Annotated in this window: 18 protein-coding genes; 12 read left to right on the top strand and 6 right to left on the bottom strand. The window is 45.0% G+C overall.

The features are described 5' to 3' along the window. Window positions 1–79: 79 nt before the first annotated feature. Window positions 80–268, top strand: a complete 189-nt coding sequence (locus tag BOQ04_RS01620; protein ID WP_011903187.1) for a hypothetical protein — start codon at window positions 80–82, stop codon at window positions 266–268. A 67-nt stretch (window positions 269–335) separates the two neighbouring features. Here the strand turns inward: BOQ04_RS01620 and BOQ04_RS01625 are convergent, their stop codons facing one another. The 4 genes from BOQ04_RS01625 to BOQ04_RS01640 form a co-directional block, all read right to left on the bottom strand. Further along, entirely contained in the window at window positions 336–626 is a 291-nt protein-coding gene (locus tag BOQ04_RS01625; protein WP_076023021.1) for an AIR synthase-related protein, read from the bottom strand. Window positions 627–778: 152 nt separating this feature from the next. Beyond that, window positions 779–2,068, bottom strand: a complete 1,290-nt coding sequence (locus tag BOQ04_RS01630; protein WP_076023022.1) for a DEAD/DEAH box helicase — start codon at window positions 2,066–2,068, stop codon at window positions 779–781. A 103-nt stretch (window positions 2,069–2,171) separates the two neighbouring features. Further along, window positions 2,172–2,609 carry a hotdog domain-containing protein gene (locus tag BOQ04_RS01635; protein WP_076023023.1) on the bottom strand — a complete coding sequence of 146 codons (438 nt, stop codon included), beginning with the start codon at window positions 2,607–2,609 and terminating at the stop codon, window positions 2,172–2,174. Window positions 2,610–2,634: 25 nt separating this feature from the next. Then, complete coding sequence (locus BOQ04_RS01640; RefSeq protein WP_076023024.1) at window positions 2,635–3,051, bottom strand: GNAT family N-acetyltransferase; 417 nt, start codon at window positions 3,049–3,051, stop codon at window positions 2,635–2,637. A 196-nt stretch (window positions 3,052–3,247) separates the two neighbouring features. Here BOQ04_RS01640 and BOQ04_RS01645 point away from each other — a divergent pair, with 196 nt between their 5' ends. Continuing rightward, window positions 3,248–3,832 (top strand): hypothetical protein, encoded by a 585-nt coding sequence (locus BOQ04_RS01645; RefSeq protein ID WP_076023025.1) that lies wholly within the window; start codon window positions 3,248–3,250, stop codon window positions 3,830–3,832. Window positions 3,833–3,940: 108 nt separating this feature from the next. Here the strand turns inward: BOQ04_RS01645 and BOQ04_RS01650 are convergent, their stop codons facing one another. Beyond that, on the bottom strand, window positions 3,941–4,753 hold the full coding sequence (locus BOQ04_RS01650) for an ABC transporter substrate-binding protein (RefSeq protein ID WP_076023026.1): 813 nt from the start codon (window positions 4,751–4,753) through the stop codon (window positions 3,941–3,943). Between the two features lie 187 nt (window positions 4,754–4,940). Here BOQ04_RS01650 and BOQ04_RS01660 point away from each other — a divergent pair, with 187 nt between their 5' ends. Then, complete coding sequence (locus BOQ04_RS01660; RefSeq protein WP_076023027.1) at window positions 4,941–6,578, top strand: OFA family MFS transporter; 1,638 nt, start codon at window positions 4,941–4,943, stop codon at window positions 6,576–6,578. Window positions 6,579–6,645: 67 nt separating this feature from the next. Beyond that, a complete protein-coding gene (modA, locus tag BOQ04_RS01665) occupies window positions 6,646–7,401 on the top strand; it encodes a molybdate ABC transporter substrate-binding protein (protein ID WP_198929263.1) in 756 nt (251 codons plus the stop codon). Between the two features lies 1 nt (window position 7,402). Here modA and BOQ04_RS01670 read toward each other — a convergent pair whose 3' ends face one another. Continuing rightward, window positions 7,403–8,029, bottom strand: a complete 627-nt coding sequence (locus BOQ04_RS01670) for an FMN-binding negative transcriptional regulator (protein WP_076023029.1) — start codon at window positions 8,027–8,029, stop codon at window positions 7,403–7,405. Window positions 8,030–8,175: 146 nt separating this feature from the next. Between BOQ04_RS01670 and BOQ04_RS01675 the strand changes: the two genes are divergently transcribed. From BOQ04_RS01675 to BOQ04_RS01710, 8 genes are all read left to right on the top strand, one after another. Further along, on the top strand, window positions 8,176–8,421 hold the full coding sequence (locus BOQ04_RS01675; protein WP_076023030.1) for a FeoA family protein: 246 nt from the start codon (window positions 8,176–8,178) through the stop codon (window positions 8,419–8,421). Further along, window positions 8,414–10,327, top strand: a complete 1,914-nt coding sequence (gene feoB, locus BOQ04_RS01680) for a ferrous iron transporter B (protein ID WP_076023031.1) — start codon at window positions 8,414–8,416, stop codon at window positions 10,325–10,327. The genes BOQ04_RS01675 and feoB overlap by 8 nt, the downstream gene beginning before the upstream one ends. 111 nt (window positions 10,328–10,438) lie before the next feature. After that, the gene (locus BOQ04_RS01685; RefSeq protein ID WP_076023032.1) at window positions 10,439–11,482 is read left to right on the top strand and encodes a fumarylacetoacetate hydrolase family protein; all 1,044 of its coding nucleotides are present in this window, start codon (window positions 10,439–10,441) and stop codon (window positions 11,480–11,482) included. A gap of 67 nt (window positions 11,483–11,549) precedes the next feature. After that, the gene (locus BOQ04_RS01690; RefSeq protein ID WP_158025467.1) at window positions 11,550–12,362 is read left to right on the top strand and encodes a class II aldolase/adducin family protein; all 813 of its coding nucleotides are present in this window, start codon (window positions 11,550–11,552) and stop codon (window positions 12,360–12,362) included. Window positions 12,363–12,376: 14 nt separating this feature from the next. Beyond that, complete coding sequence (locus BOQ04_RS01695) at window positions 12,377–13,165, top strand: hypothetical protein (protein WP_143742133.1); 789 nt, start codon at window positions 12,377–12,379, stop codon at window positions 13,163–13,165. Window positions 13,166–13,170: 5 nt separating this feature from the next. Continuing rightward, the gene (locus BOQ04_RS01700) at window positions 13,171–13,449 is read left to right on the top strand and encodes a SemiSWEET transporter (protein ID WP_076023034.1); all 279 of its coding nucleotides are present in this window, start codon (window positions 13,171–13,173) and stop codon (window positions 13,447–13,449) included. A gap of 19 nt (window positions 13,450–13,468) precedes the next feature. After that, window positions 13,469–14,161 carry a fumarylacetoacetate hydrolase family protein gene (locus tag BOQ04_RS01705; RefSeq protein ID WP_076023035.1) on the top strand — a complete coding sequence of 231 codons (693 nt, stop codon included), beginning with the start codon at window positions 13,469–13,471 and terminating at the stop codon, window positions 14,159–14,161. A 26-nt stretch (window positions 14,162–14,187) separates the two neighbouring features. Beyond that, complete coding sequence (locus tag BOQ04_RS01710; RefSeq protein WP_076023036.1) at window positions 14,188–15,243, top strand: alpha/beta fold hydrolase; 1,056 nt, start codon at window positions 14,188–14,190, stop codon at window positions 15,241–15,243.

A 15,243-nucleotide genomic window follows, 5' to 3' on the forward strand; every position in this document is an offset into this window, starting at 1 on the left:
CTTCTAGTTTTTATGGATATATACTGGCTCCGAGCTGCGCGCTTAAGCAAATAAATTAAATCCATTCATAGGAGACAAGATGTCACAACACGATACATTGCTAGCTGCTTTTGAGGCATACAAAGCGGAAAATGAGAAGTTCATTGAGAAGGGCATTAAAGCTTCTGCTGCTCGTGCACGTAAAGCCTTGCAAGAAATTGCTGGTGCATGCAAAGAGCGTCGTAAAGAAATCACTGCTACTAAAGAGGCGATGGAAGCCAAGAAATAATTCTTGCGATCCAATAAAAACAAAAGCCTGGTTTTTAAAAAGAACCAGGCTTTTTTCTTGTACATCTTTAATTTGAGATGGTGAGCAAGTGAGCTGCTTGGGCGGTTATATGGCCAATAACACTTGCATTCATGAATTGGTGCTTTTTAAAGATTTCTAAAACAGCATCAACACTAGCGGGGTTGCATGAAACTAATAGGCCACCACTAGTTTGAGGGTCGCTCAATAAAGCCTGTTGAGCTTGCGTAAAACCTGCTGGAAGTTTTACATCGTTGCCATAACTTAACCAATTGCGTCCAGATGCACCGGTGATAACCCCTAGATCAGCAAATGCCTGCACATCTGAAAGTAGAGGCACTGCTTGCCATGAGATCTGAGCTGAGCATTGAGAGCCTCTTGCAAGCTTTAGGCATGCACTCCAGGTAAATTGGCTAAGTCTAGTCCAGCAGTGTTGAGTTTGGTGGTGGTGAGCGTTATGAAGGTATTAAGCCATTTTAAACGGGCGACTTATTACCGACTAAAGCTTTTCTTGGGCGGGTTAGAGCGATGAGTGGGCGCCTTTCCCTGACTGGATTTGGGGGCGCTACCACTGGCCGGTCTAGTTTTACGAGATTGCTGATGTTGCTGACTACGCAATTGAATGGGTTGCGCAACGGCATTTGGATCAGGCTCAAATCCAGCAATGATCTCTTGCGGTAGCTTTTGCTTAATCAGCTTTTCAATATCTCTGAGCATTTGGTGTTCATCAACGCACACGAGCGAGACTGCTACTCCGTTTGAGCCAGCTCTACCCGTTCTGCCGATACGGTGAACATAATCTTCAGACACGTTGGGTAGATCGTAATTCACAACATGGGGGAGTTGATCGATATCAATCCCTCGGGCAGCAATATCAGTAGCAACTAAAACGGTGATCTTGCCATCTTTAAATTCAGCTAAGGCTTTGGTGCGAGCGCTTTGGCTTTTATTACCATGAATTGCCATGCTGGTAATGCCATCTTTTTCTAGTTGGGTAACTAATTTATTGGCACCATGTTTAGTGCGGGTAAAGACCAATACTTGTTTCCATTGCTTGGTTTGAATGAGGTGTGCTAACAAAGGATGCTTTTGGCCTCTATCGACCGGATGAATTAATTGAGCAATTGCCTCATTGGTGCTATTGCTTCTCGCCACCTCAATTAAAGCGGGTGAATTGAGTAAACCATCGGCTAATGCTTTAATCTCAGTAGAAAAGGTGGCGGAGAATAAAAGATTCTGGCGTTGCTTAGGCAGTGCCGCCAAAATCTTTTTGATGTCACGTAAGAAGCCCATATCGAGCATGCGATCGGCTTCATCCAGAACAAGAATTTCAATGGCATCAAGGGATACACATTTTTGCGACATCAGATCTAGTAAGCGTCCGGGAGTGGCGACCAAAATATCTAAGCCAGCAGCAATGGCTTTGATTTGTGGATTGGCACCAACGCCACCAAAGATGACTGTCGACTTCAGACCAGTGTATTTTCCGTAGGTCACAACCGATTCTTGAACTTGTGCCGCTAATTCACGAGTAGGCGTCAGAATGAGTACACGCAGCTGGCGCTTGCCAGAACTCGCTTTTGTATTGCTTGTAAGGCGTTGCAGAATGGGGAGGGTAAAGCCTGCAGTTTTACCAGTGCCGGTTTGTGCGGCAGCCAAAAGGTCGCCCCCTTTGAGTACTGCCGGAATAGATTTTTCCTGGATAGGGGTGGGACTAGTGTAGCCCTCTTCCTCTATTGCACGGAGAATGGACGGAGATAAACCTAAATCTGTGAATAACATATGAGCCAATGAAAAATTGGCCCGTATTCAATTAAACGACTATCCCGGCCAATGGGGTGAGCTGCCGCACTAGTGTGTTTGCAGTAAGAGTCTCTATTTTAAGTCATTGGCCTGTGGGCTCTAGAGGAAAGAGCCAATCCGGCAATGCTTTGGGCTTCAAGGTAGTGGCATCGACCCCCACAATATGGATGACAACAGTCGCAATGAGCTCTGGCTCTATGTTTGGATCCTCTGGGTGAGTGCGTTTGGCGGTTTGACGTACTTTAATTTGGGTTCTACTACGGTGTTCGATGAGCTGATCAATGGCCAATACATCATCTAGGCGCCCTGGTTTATGAAAGCTCATGGTGAGTTCGCGCACGGGCAACAACAGGTTGTAATCTCTCACTAATAGGGAAGGGCTTAGATTGCGCTGATAAAGCCACTCTGCTCGACTGCGTTCAAACATCTCCAGATAGCGGGCATGGTAAACAACACCAGCAGCATCCGTATCAGAGTAGCAAACACGAAACAAAAAAGGAGCATCGGCAGCAGTAGTCATCTTTTTCTTAATATGTGTGATTGAGTTACAAAGTCATATTTTGATGCAAGATGCCTGCCTCTTCATAAAGCAGACCTTCTGCTATAAAACCATGATGTTGATAAAAAGAGCGCGCGCTTACCTGAGCATGCAAATGAAATTGTTCAATACCATTAGCGCGTCCAGTATTTATTAATTGGGTAAGGATTGCGCTTCCAATCCCTTGCCCTCGAAACTCGGACATCACTGCCATTCGACCAATTTGTCCCTGAGTACCATTTTTGATCAACCGGCCTGTGCCCACACATTGCTTATTGTCAAAGGCTAAGGCATGGCAGGCAATAGGGTCAAATTCATCAAGCTCTAAATGCTCTGGCACCCCTTGCTCTTGAATGAAAACCAGGGCGCGAATTGGATAAGCAGCTTTTTGAGCTTGCTCCCAGGATTGAATCAAAATATTCAAGCAATTCTTTGTATAAGTTGGGCGTAATTTAATGGAATAGGGTTTAATTTACCAAATAGGCGCAAGCTAAAACCTAGTAAAACCCCTAGCTTGTAAAAATAGCTAGCAAAAAGGTCTTATTTGATGGTTACAATGAAATGACGGTATTTAATATAAACCCCGCTTTTACCAACCCCCTCTTTATTTAGGAGTTATCTTGAAGAAATCCTTACTTGCTGCATTAGTTGCTTCAATTGGTATTTTTGCTGCATCCTCTGTTTTTGCTCAGGCTCCTGCCAAGATGCTTCCTTTGGCTGCTGAAGCTGCCATTATTACCGCAACGGTTCAATCCGTTGATGTAAGTAAGCGCATCGTTGTTTTGCAAGATGCTAATGGCAATATGTTGCAAATGAATGTATCCAAAAAAGTAAACGATTTGGATCGGATTAAAAAAGGCGATATTTTTGCTGTAGAGCATGCACAAGCGATTGCAGTTGGCTTGATTAAAGTTTCTAAAGATCAAAAACCAGGCGTATCTGGTGTGCGTTCAGTAGTTATTTCTGGAAAAGGAACATCGAAGCCTTTCGAAGAAACTACCGACACAATCTATGCAACAGTCAAAATTGGTACTATTGATTACAAGACACGCGTAGTGACATTCACAATGCCAAGTGGCGAGAAGCAAAAAGTGAAGGTTGACCAAAGCGTATTAGGCCTTGAAAAATTCAAGACTGGTGACGACGTCATGGTTGAGTTCGTAGATGACACCATCATCGGCTTTATGGCTCCTCCAAAGAAGTAATTGCATCAACCTCAATAAATAGCGGCCTCAGGCTGTTATGAAAAAATGCCTATCAGACTGATCTGATAGGCATTTTTATTTATGCCAATTTAATCTTCGTAAGCAAGCTTATTTTTTGGCATTAGGAAAGAAGAGTTGCTGACCATCAATTTTGTAGCCTGCAATGGCATCCTGTCCCTCTTTAGAGACGAGCCAATCAATAAACAGCTGGCCCTCCACTTTTTTGACTTGAGGAAATTTGATTGGATTTACCAACATGACGCCATATTGATTAAAGAGTTTTGGATCGCCTTGAACCAAAATAACCAAGTCGCCTCGGTTTTTAAAGCTCAGCCAAGTACCTCGATCAGCCAAGATATAGGCATTCATGGCTGATGCAGAGTTTAGTGCGGGCCCCATGCCTGATCCAGTCTCTTTATACCAAGGGCTTGAGGATGAGACTGCAATGCCCGCATCTTTCCAATAGCGCAACTCCGCAGCATTGGTGCCACTCTTATCGCCTCGGGAAATGAAGGGCGCTTGGCTGGTAGCAATTTTTTGGAAGGCAATTTGAATATCTTTGCCACCTCCGATTTTGGCTGGATCTGATTTAGGTCCAATGAGGATGAAATCGTTGTACATGACCTCACTACGTTTGGTGGAGTAGCCTTCTGCAACAAATATTTCTTCGGCAGGTTTGTCGTGCACAAAGACAACATCAGCGTCTCCACGGCGGCCAATATCCAATGCTTGACCGGTACCTACTGCAACCACTTTGACCTTAATGCCAGATTTCTTTTCAAAGATAGGGAGGAGGTAACCAAATAAGCCAGATTGCTCTGTGGAGGTGGTTGAGGAAACAATGATGCTTTTTTCTTCCGCTGCATGTGCGCTGCCCCAGAGGATGCCAAGCGCAAGAAAGAAGGGTGCTAGTTTTTTCATGATTGATTCCATTTAAAAATTTGATGGACATCATCTCATAAACTAGCTCAACATGTTGCGATGCACCAATTTTCGTGGGGATTACCCCGACTTACAAATAAGCTATTTTCATTTATACAGTAATGAGCTTTGAGCATATAAATATAAAAAGTAATTAGTCAAAAGATACGCCAATAAAGGAGATGGAATGTTTGCATTCTTAGATAAAGAGAGAACGATTGCGGGGCCAGGATTTAATCGCTGGCTAGTACCACCGGCGGCACTAGCAATTCATTTATGTATTGGTATGGCTTATGGCTTTTCTGTATTTTGGCTTCCCCTATCCAAGGCATTGGGTGTATCTCAGGGTGGCACAGAGGCAATTAAATGTGCTGCTGACGTTGGATTCTTTGCTCAACTGTTCACCACAACTTGTGATTGGCAAATATCCACATTGGGTTGGATGTACACCCTGTTCTTTGTATTCTTGGGCATTTCCGCTGCAATTTGGGGTGGCTGGTTAGAGCGTGCAGGCCCTCGTAAAGCTGGAGTGGTTGCAGCTTGCTGTTGGGGTGGTGGAATGATCTTTTCTGCCTGGGGTATTTACCTTCACCAGTTTTGGATGATGATTTTGGGTTCAGGCGTGATTGGTGGCATTGGTCTAGGTCTTGGCTACATCTCACCTGTGTCCACCTTGATTAAATGGTTTCCGGATCGCCGCGGTATGGCAACTGGTATGGCGATTATGGGCTTTGGTGGTGGCGCTATGATTGGTTCGCCACTAGCAGCAATGCTCATGAAAAGCTTTGCAACCTCCACATCAGTTGGCGTGGCGCAAACCTTTGTGGTGATGGGCGTTATATATTTTATTTATATGATCGTCGGTGCAATGAGTTACCGTGTCCCTGCTAGTGACTGGAGGCCAGTGGACTGGAGCCAACCAGCTGCTGATGCATCTAAGGCGATGATTACCACCCGAAGTGTGAGCGTTAAAAAAATCTGGGGCATCCCTCAATTTTGGTTGGTTTGGCTGGTGCTCACCATGAACGTCTCGGCAGGTATTGGCGTGATTGGTATGTCATCCCCAATGCTCCAAGAAATTTTCGCCGGTAGCTTGATTGGTAATGCGCTCAAATTTAGTGAGTTAGATAAAGGTCAACTTGCTGCGATCGCTGGGATTGCTGCAGGCTTTACCGCCTTACTGAGTCTATTTAATATTGTTGGCCGCTTCTTTTGGGCAAGCATCTCTGACAAATTGGGTCGCAAGCTAACTTATAGTGTGTTTTTCATCTTAGGTGGTGCGCTATATTTTAGTATTCCTTCTAGTGCAGCTGCAGGTAGCTTGATGCTCTTTGTTGGGGCTTTTTGCATCATCTTAAGTATGTATGGCGGTGCTTTTGCGACAGTGCCTGCTTACCTTGCCGACCTATTCGGCACACAAAACGTTGGTGCGATTCATGGGCGCTTGTTAACGGCATGGTCTACAGCCGGCATCTTGGGTCCAGTGGTGGTCAACTATATGCGTGACTATCAGCTGAGCTTAGGTATTCCCAAGAGTCAGGTATACAACCAAACTATGTATATTTTGGTTGGTATGCTGGTGATTGGTTTGATTGCAAACCTATTGATTCGCCCGGTTGCCGATAAATGGTTTATGACTGATGCTGAGTTGGCAGAAGAAAAGCGTTTGGCTCATGAAAAGGCATCAGGCGCATTGGTGGGGGGTCAAGCCGGCCATGAGCACACATCCACTTTTACAGTGATATTGGCATGGGCTTTTGTTGGTGTCCCATTAGCTTGGGGTATTTATAAAACATTCCTAAGTGCCTTGAAATTATTTGCGTAATTGATTTGTGGTTTACTTGAAGTCGGCTCCTATCCATGGGCCGACTTTTTTATTGCCCCAACAACAAATGATGCCATTGTTTAAATTACTCCTGATGCTCATTGCTTTGGCATTTAGTCAAATGACATTTGCGCAAAATATAACTATTGCGGTTGCTAGCAATATGAAGCCAGCATTTGAAGAGATGTATGCTGATTTTTCGCAGGCGCATCCGAATAAGATGCGTATTGTTTATGGATCTTCTGGAAACCTGAGCGCTCAAATACGCCAGGGCGCACCATTTTCTTTATTCATTGCTGCTGATGAATCCTTTCCCCAGCGTTTATCGCAAGAGGGTCTTACTCGGGATGGTGGTGTGGTCTATGCAATAGGCCAGTTGGCATTAATTGTGAGCAGAGTAAGCGGTACTCACTTAGAAAAAGGTGTCACCTTTGAGTTTGTATTGGCAAAGGCAAACAAAGTGGCGATTGCTAATCCAGATTTAGCGCCTTACGGCAAAGCAGCAGTTCAGTACCTAAAGGCTGCCAAGCTTTGGGATGGCGTCAAGGATAAATTGGTTTTTGGGGAGAATATTTCTATTCCCACAGTCTATGTCAGTACTGGGGTTGCAAGTGCGGGCTTTACGGCGCTTTCATTAGCGCAGGCGCCTGAGTTGGCACAAACGATTCAATTCATTGCCTTGCCGCCAGACATGTACCAACCAATTAAACAGCGTATGGTTCTGCTAAAAAACCCGCCAGCACCAGCACTTGAACTTTATGATTACATGCAAAGTGCAGCTGCAAAAAATATCTTAATTAAGCACGGATATCTAGCGCCCTAGATTATTTTTGATTACTCATGTAGCTGAGCATCTCCTGCAGTATTTGATCGGGTGATTGCTCTAGATGGGCTACGACGCCTGCATAGTCTTCTGCAGGTCTGTTCTGACTGAGTTTGAACTTGCCGGTAAGTCTTGTAACGTTAATTTCAATGCCCACAATTGAATTGAGCATCATCTGAATATATTCTTCAGGGGCATCACTTACTTTCCAGCTTGATTGATAGGTAGGTTCATGTAGATTGGTTAATGTAGAAACGTGATCAAGTAACCAGGCAGAATCGTTTATTAACTTCAATTGACCGTGAGCATGGGCCACTGCATAGTTCCATGTCGGTACTACCTTGCCAGTCTCTTTTTTAGAGGGGTACCAAGAGGGCGTGATGTAGCCGTGTGGACCATGAAAGATGGCGGTTAATTCAGGTTGACCTTGCGATGCAATTTGGGCAATTGGATTTGTTTTGGCTATATGCCCATGCAAACGTGTTCCATCCTCGCTGAGCATTAAGGGGAGGTGATTAATTTCACTTTGACCATTCAAAATACCAACCACGGTTGCAAATGGATATTTACGGATAAATGCCCCCAGTAGCGCGGCATCTTCAATTTGAAAAAGTTTTGGTAGGTACATATCTCACATCGCAAATAGGTGTTGTTATTGACAGCACCATATCAGAAAGCTATGGGCGAGTCGACATAGCCATACCCAATTTTTCCCTTAAATAGGGGGTATATAATGAGAATCGTTCTTATTAAATTAAAAAGTGACCGCTTTCCATGAACTTGGATCAAGTCCAATTAGGCAATTTATACCGTGTTAGCGGGATTCATGCCCCTAAGGGTGCCCCTCAATTAAAGGGGCAGCTTGAAGATATTGGTTTTTTGCCAGGAGAACAGGTCACATTACTACGCAAAGGTTTTTTGGGTAAAGGCCCTTACATGGTTCGTGTTGGTGCGTCTACTTTTGCATTGCGTCAGTCTGAAGCAAGTATGATCGCAGTGGAATCTATTCCAAATGCCTGAATCAACTATCCACTTTTTTCCAAGCGAGCCTTTGGTTGCCCTGCTGGGTAATCCAAACTGTGGGAAAACAGCCTTATTTAATTTACTCACCGGCAGTCGGCAGAAGGTTGCCAATTACTCTGGTGTCACCGTTGAGCGTAAAGAAGGCCGCCTGACGCTTGCCTCAGGAAAAGTGCTGCGCGTTTTGGACTTGCCCGGAGCCTACAGTCTGTATCCCCGGTCCTTAGATGAGCGCGTGACCTGCAATGTCCTTATGGGTAGAGCGGAGGGCGAGAAAAAACCGAACTTAGTGATTTGCGTTTTGAGTGCAATGAACTTGCGCAGAAACTTACGACTTGTTTTGGCTGCTAAACGTCTGGGGATTCCTTGTGTCGTCGTTCTGAATATGCTTGATATTGCTAAACGACAGGGCTTGGAAATTGATACTACTGCATTGTCAAGAGAGCTTGGTTTGCCGGTCTTGACTAGTATCGGTATTCAAGCAAATGGCGCGGATGATATTAAGCGCTATCTCAATGAATTGGATTGGCGCAATTTGCATAGCCTTCATTCAGGCGTGACTGATTTGGATCAAGAAAAGATCGGGGAGCACATTGCGCATGCGGAGACGGATAATGTCTCGGTTCAAAAAATTCTGCGTAATTTGAATTTGGATCAGGTAATTCCCGATCGTTTTAGTGACCGCTTGGACTCTGTTCTATTGCATCCAATCATCGGCCCCATTATTTTGGCCGTACTCTTATTTTTCATATTCCAGGCGGTTTTTAGTTGGGCCAACTTACCAATGGAGCTGATTAAATCATCCGTTGAGTATCTTGGGGGAGAGTTAAGTGCTTTATTGCCGAATAATTGGTTTCGGAGCTTGTTGATCAACGGTATTTTGGCAGGCTTAGGCGGGGTAGTCATATTCTTGCCGCAAATTTTGATTCTATTTTTCTTTATCTTGTTGCTTGAAGAATCGGGTTACTTGCCACGCGCCGCATATTTGCTTGATCGAGTGATGGGCTCAGTAGGTCTCTCGGGTCGATCATTTATCCCACTCTTATCGAGCTTTGCCTGTGCCATTCCTGGAATTATGGCTACCAGAAGTATTTCTAATGCACGCCATCGTTTGGTGACCATTTTAATTGCACCCATGATGACCTGTTCAGCGCGTTTGCCCGTTTACGCTTTATTGATTTCGGCATTCATCCCCGATAGAAAGCTTTGGGCTGGCATTGATTTGCAGGGCCTAGTGTTGTTCATGCTTTATCTTGCTGGCATTTTTGGAGCCATGGCAGTTGCATGGATTCTCAAGCGTTTTACAAGTGAGCAATTTAGGATGAATGCCTTGATGATGGAGTTGCCTAGCTACCATCTGCCGCGCCTAGGCAATTTAGCGATCAGCTTGTGGCAGCGTGCAGAAATATTTTTGCGTCGGGTGGGTGGAATCATTCTGGTCATGACCATTTCTTTATGGGCTTTATCGAGCTTTCCTTTGCCGCCTGAGGGTGCTACGGGTTCTCCGATTCAATATAGTATTGCGGGCATGATGGGTGCCGGCTTGGCTCATATCTTTGCGCCTATTGGCTTTAATTGGCAGATCAGTATTGCCTTGGTGCCCGGAATGGCAGCGCGTGAAGTGGTTGTGAGCTCGCTTGCAACTGTTTATGCCTTATCAAGCTCGAGTGCGGATGCGGCCGATGCTTTGATTCCTCTCATTTCTAGCGGATGGTCCTTAGCAACCGCACTTTCCTTGCTGGCTTGGTTTGTGTTTGCACCACAATGCTTGTCTACTATTGCAGCCGTTAAGCGGGAAACAGGAGGCTGGAAAATACCTGTGATTATGCTCGGCTACCTATTCTTTTTGGCTTATTTGGCATCCTTTATCACCTATCATGTGGCGCTAGCATTTGGTTTGGGCTAACCCCCCCCTGGGTGATTCTCTGGATCTGTTTTTTCTAGCGCAACATTTTCAAGTGCAGTACTATCTCAAAAGTAGTCTAAAAATATAAAACAATATTAGGAGATAGTAATAATGGGTTCACGTCGTCAATTTATTAAAACCGTTTCTGCATCCGGTGCTGGTCTCGTAGCAGCTTCTGCAATGGGTGTGATGCAAGAGGCATCCGCACATCCAACTTCAGTGTGGGGCGGGGATATTTACAGTGGTCCACATGAGATGGTTAAAAACAGCAAAATTCTTTCCATTAAAAATCCCGACGGCACTGAGACCCTCGGAGTTGTGACTCCTAAGGGCGTCATTGATGTTCGTGCCGTGGCAAAGAAAATGAAAATTTCAGCGCCTTTGACGCTCGATCAATTGCTTCAAGAAGGTAATGCAGCCGGATTTAATAAGGTGGTGGCGAGCGCTGATAAATCTGGCGTACCTTATTTGGATGAGTCCAAGATTACGTATGGCCGTCTCTTTAAGAATCCAGGAAAAATTATTTGCGTAGGCTTGAACTATCGCCAGCATGCTGATGAAGTTGGTATGGCGCGTCCAGCAGTGCCGCCACTCTTTAATAAGTACAACAATAGTTTGGCTGCCCATAACTGTGTCTTAGAAATCCCGCCACCGGAGATTTCTTATAAGCTTGATTATGAAACTGAGCTATTAATTGTGGTTGGTAAGCGCATGCGTAATGTTCCAGAGGCGGAAGCCTTGAACTATGTAGCGGGGTATTGCACTTCAAATGATTTTTCATCACGCGATCTGCAGCTAGAGCTTCCAAGCGGTCAGTGGATGATTGGTAAAACTTTAGACCAGTACGCACCCATTGGACCTTATTTTGTTACTAGCGATTTGGTGGGTGACCCCAATAACCTGAAGATTCAGACTTGGGTCAATGGCGAGATGCGTCAAAACTCGAATACATCTGACTTTATCCACAATACCCAACATATGCTTTCTTACATCAGTAAGTATTGGGCCTTAGAGCCAGGGGACATTGTCTTTACAGGCACTCCACAAGGTGTGATTTTGGGCATGCCAAAAGACAAGCAAGTTTGGCTGAAAAAGGGCGATAAGGTAGTCAGTTATGTTGAGAAACTGGGTGAGCTTAAATTCACCTTGGGCTAAGTCTTCATTTCACTTTTGGGTCAGCCACCTTTGGGTGGCTTATTTATTTAAAACCGAGGAATATCGAGTGAGTAGAAATACCTTATTAAGAAATCTTTTCTTTGGTTTTGCATGTTTGGTGGCGACCATCAGCAATGCGGCTACAGTGCAAGAGCAGATGGATCAGTTTCCAGCGGTGAAGCTCGCAGTTGAAGAACTTGTGTTAGCCAATCATATTTTGTATCAGCAAAATGCGGTCGACGGCTATGGGCACATCAGCGTTCGCAATCCAAGCAACCCAAATACTTTTTTCTTATCTCGTAGCATTGCACCTTCGGTTGTCCAGGTCGAAGACATTATGGAATTTGATATGAATGGACGCCCCCTTAATGGAGATGCTCGCACTGCATACGGTGAACGATTTATTCATAGTGGCATTTTGCGCAATCGGCCTGATATTAATTCAGTGGTGCATGGCCATGCTTCTGCACTGCTACCTTTTGGCCTAACCGGTACAACTCTGAAGCCGGTCTACCACATGAGTGCTTTTTTGGGTGAGGGCGCCCCATTGTTTGAGATCCGTCATTTTGCAAAGCCGACCCCAGACTCAGATATGTTTGTTGGGAACCCCGACCTAGGCGATGCTTTGGCTAGCACATTAGGATTACAGTATTTTGTCTTAATGCGAGGTCATGGTTATGCAGCAGGAGCAGATTCAATCAAGAAGGTTGTCTTCCGTAGTATTTATGCCATCCAGAATGCGAGCATCCAGTCCGAAGCGATGAAGATGGGTACAGTTCAGTACCTCAGCCCTGGCGAGGCTCTAGCGGCACAAGAGACCATTGAGAAAACCATAGGGCGCCCTTGGCAACTTTGGAGTGAGCAAGTCAAAAAACCCTAATCATTGTTAAACTCTTGCCGATGCAAGCCCGCCTACTCCTTAGATTATTTCTGATTGCCTTTTTGGTGGTAATACCATCAATCAGTCAGGCAGTTCTGCAAGATGAAATTCAGGTCTATGACGATGAAATCAATGCCAAGGGAGAGCAGAGCCTCGAGTTGCATTTGAATAACACCCCAAGAGGTGTTAAGACTCCCAGCTACCCTGGCGAGGTCATGAACAATAACAATACCCGCATTACCCCGGAATATGCCTATGGTCTTGGTCATGATCTTGAAGCGGGCTTGTATATCAACTCGGTGGTGAACAATAGCACTTGGAATTATGCTGGCGCTAAGGTGCGGATGAAGTGGTTGCCTTATCACGAAGAGAAGGGCGACCCCGTGTTTGCTGGTGTCAATATTGAGCTTTCTAATACGCTGCCTCAGTATGAGCAATCTCGTTATAACTCAGAGGCGCGCTTTATTTTGGGCAAGCATATTGATGAGTGGTTGTTTGTGATCAATCCGATTTTTGACCAACAGTTATCTCAGCCATATGTTCATCAAGGCCCGGACTTCAATACAGCAATTAGGATCTCTAGGGAAGTTGCTCCAGATTGGTCTGTGGGAACTGAGTTCTATTCGAACTACAACCAAATTGGCTCGGGCCCGATTTCCTATCCAAATACCCAGCAATTGGTTTTTCTCAAAGTCTATTGCGATGGTGGTCCATTACCATTCCAAGCGGGTATAGGCAAAGGATTTACCAATAGCAGCGATACCTTAACGGTTATGGCTATTCTCTCTATTCCATTGCCATAACCATCATGGTCTTAGAGGCACATCATGTAGAGCTGATTGGTTACTGCGCCGCTTTTTTAACTACCATTGCATTTGTGCCACAAGCGCTACAGTCTTGGTGCACCAGGGATCTCTCAGGCATTTCTCTTGGTATGTATAGTCTATTTACTGCCGGTGTAGGTTTATGGTTGGTATACGGCTTGATTATTGAAAAGTGGCCACTGATTCTGGCCAATGCCCTCACTTTTGCATTAGCATTAAGCATCTTATTTTTGAAATTGAGCAACATCTCTAAACCCAAGTAATCTCAGCAAAGGACTGTAAATGAATTCAACTTACGTGATTGATCCTCCAGCCATTGTTTCTTTACCCGTTGTGGGAGAGACTCGTCGATTTGCTGTTAATCGAATTTTTTGTGTTGGCAGAAATTACGCTGACCATGCCCGTGAGATGGGCCATGATCCGGATCGTGAGCCACCTTTCTTTTTCATGAAGCCAGCTAGTTCGATTGTTGCTGACGGCAACAATATGACTTATCCAGATCTGTCTAATGACGTGCATCATGAAATTGAGATGGTAGTTGCTATCTCTCAAGGTGGAGCAAATATTCCTGCCGATAAAGCCCTTGAGCATATCTATGGTTATGCGGTAGGACTAGATATGACGCGTCGTGATCTGCAAGGGGAGGCCAAAAAAATGGGTCGCCCTTGGGATACTGGTAAAGCCTTTGATCAATCTGCTCCTTGCGCTGCAATTACGCCAGCCGCAATCTATGGTCACCCCACGCATGGCTCTGTGCAGCTCATGGTGAACGGTGAAGTACGTCAGTCTGGTGATCTCAATCAATTGATCTGGAATGTACCTGATACGATTGCCTATCTTTCGACTTTATTTACATTGGAAGCTGGCGACCTCATTTTCTCTGGTACACCAGCAGGTGTTGGGCCAATTAAAAAAGGTGATGTTTTGGAAGGTTTGGTTGAGGACTTGACCCCTCTCAAATTGACGATTATTTAACTCGGTTATTTCACAAGAAAGTGCATATGCTTAAGCTGTTTATATTGTTTGCAATCAGTCTTGGAGGAGGCGTTCTTCTGTCCTCTTGTGCGAACAGTACTGCATCGAATTCTCAGGCGCAGCTTCAAAGCCCAAGCCACAATCTTTTTGAGCAGGCAGCCCCCTTGGATCTGGGCTTAAGCACTTGGCCCTATCCTTACCCAACGCATGAATTTAAGACGCAGCTCCAGGGTCAAGCGGTCAGCATGGTGTACATGGATCAAGCGGCCCAGGGAGAGCAGAAGGGTGTCGTGGTTTTATTTCATGGGAAAAATTTCTCGAGCGATTATTGGGCGCAAACTATTGCTGCTTTAACGCAAGCCGGTTACCGTGTGATTGCACCCGATCAAATTGGCTTTGGTAAATCATCTAAGCCCGATGTGGACTACCATTTTGATGAGTTAGCTGCCAACACTAAGGCATTGCTCACCTATTTAAAAATTAAACGCGTCAATGTGATCGCTAACTCAATGGGTGGAATGTTGGGCGTACGGTTTTCTATTCTCTATCCGAGTATGGTGGAAAAATTGGTTCTTGAAAATCCCCTGGGCTTGGAGGATTACAGTAAAGATATTCCTCCGCAAACCAATGCCAATCTTTTAAAACTAGAGATGGCTCAGACCGAGATGAGTTACCGACGCTTTTTGCAAAGCTACTTCCCAACATGGAAACCTGAGTACGAGCGCTTTATAGAAGTGTATGTGCGCGTACAAAAAGGGGCTGATTATCCTGCCTATGCCAAGGCATCCGTTTTAACGTATCAAATGATTGATCGCCAGCCAGTAGTCGGTGATTTACCTAATCTCAAGATGCCGGTTCTGCTGGTTATCGGTCAAAAAGATAAGACCGTATTTGGGCGCCGTTTTGCTCCACCCGAAGCAATTAAAGCGCTTGGTAATTTCCCAGAGCTTGGTCGCAAAGCGGCAGTAGCAATTCCAAATGCCAAACTAGTACCGATTGAGAATATCGGCCACGTTCCTCATATTGAGACCCCAGATTACTTTAACCAGATTGTTCTGCAGTTTTTAAACGGGCGCTCTTAA

This window comes from Polynucleobacter sphagniphilus (genome assembly GCF_001953355.1).
In the GTDB taxonomy this organism is placed as follows: domain Bacteria; phylum Pseudomonadota; class Gammaproteobacteria; order Burkholderiales; family Burkholderiaceae; genus Polynucleobacter; species Polynucleobacter sphagniphilus.

Coding starts and splice junctions, on each gene's coding strand:
- BOQ04_RS01710 (WP_076023036.1), top strand. CDS start 14,188: ATGCTTAAGCTGTTTATATTGTTTGCAATCAGTCTTGGAGGAGGCGTT.
- BOQ04_RS01630 (WP_076023022.1), bottom strand. CDS start 2,068: ATGTTATTCACAGATTTAGGTTTATCTCCGTCCATTCTCCGTGCAATA.
- BOQ04_RS01620 (WP_011903187.1), top strand. CDS start 80: ATGTCACAACACGATACATTGCTAGCTGCTTTTGAGGCATACAAAGCG.
- BOQ04_RS01685 (WP_076023032.1), top strand. CDS start 10,439: ATGGGTTCACGTCGTCAATTTATTAAAACCGTTTCTGCATCCGGTGCT.
- feoB (WP_076023031.1), top strand. CDS start 8,414: ATGCCTGAATCAACTATCCACTTTTTTCCAAGCGAGCCTTTGGTTGCC.
- BOQ04_RS01635 (WP_076023023.1), bottom strand. CDS start 2,609: ATGACTACTGCTGCCGATGCTCCTTTTTTGTTTCGTGTTTGCTACTCT.
- BOQ04_RS01675 (WP_076023030.1), top strand. CDS start 8,176: ATGAACTTGGATCAAGTCCAATTAGGCAATTTATACCGTGTTAGCGGG.
- BOQ04_RS01670 (WP_076023029.1), bottom strand. CDS start 8,029: ATGTACCTACCAAAACTTTTTCAAATTGAAGATGCCGCGCTACTGGGG.
- modA (WP_198929263.1), top strand. CDS start 6,646: ATGATGCCATTGTTTAAATTACTCCTGATGCTCATTGCTTTGGCATTT.
- BOQ04_RS01705 (WP_076023035.1), top strand. CDS start 13,469: ATGAATTCAACTTACGTGATTGATCCTCCAGCCATTGTTTCTTTACCC.
- BOQ04_RS01700 (WP_076023034.1), top strand. CDS start 13,171: ATGGTCTTAGAGGCACATCATGTAGAGCTGATTGGTTACTGCGCCGCT.
- BOQ04_RS01660 (WP_076023027.1), top strand. CDS start 4,941: ATGTTTGCATTCTTAGATAAAGAGAGAACGATTGCGGGGCCAGGATTT.
- BOQ04_RS01650 (WP_076023026.1), bottom strand. CDS start 4,753: ATGAAAAAACTAGCACCCTTCTTTCTTGCGCTTGGCATCCTCTGGGGC.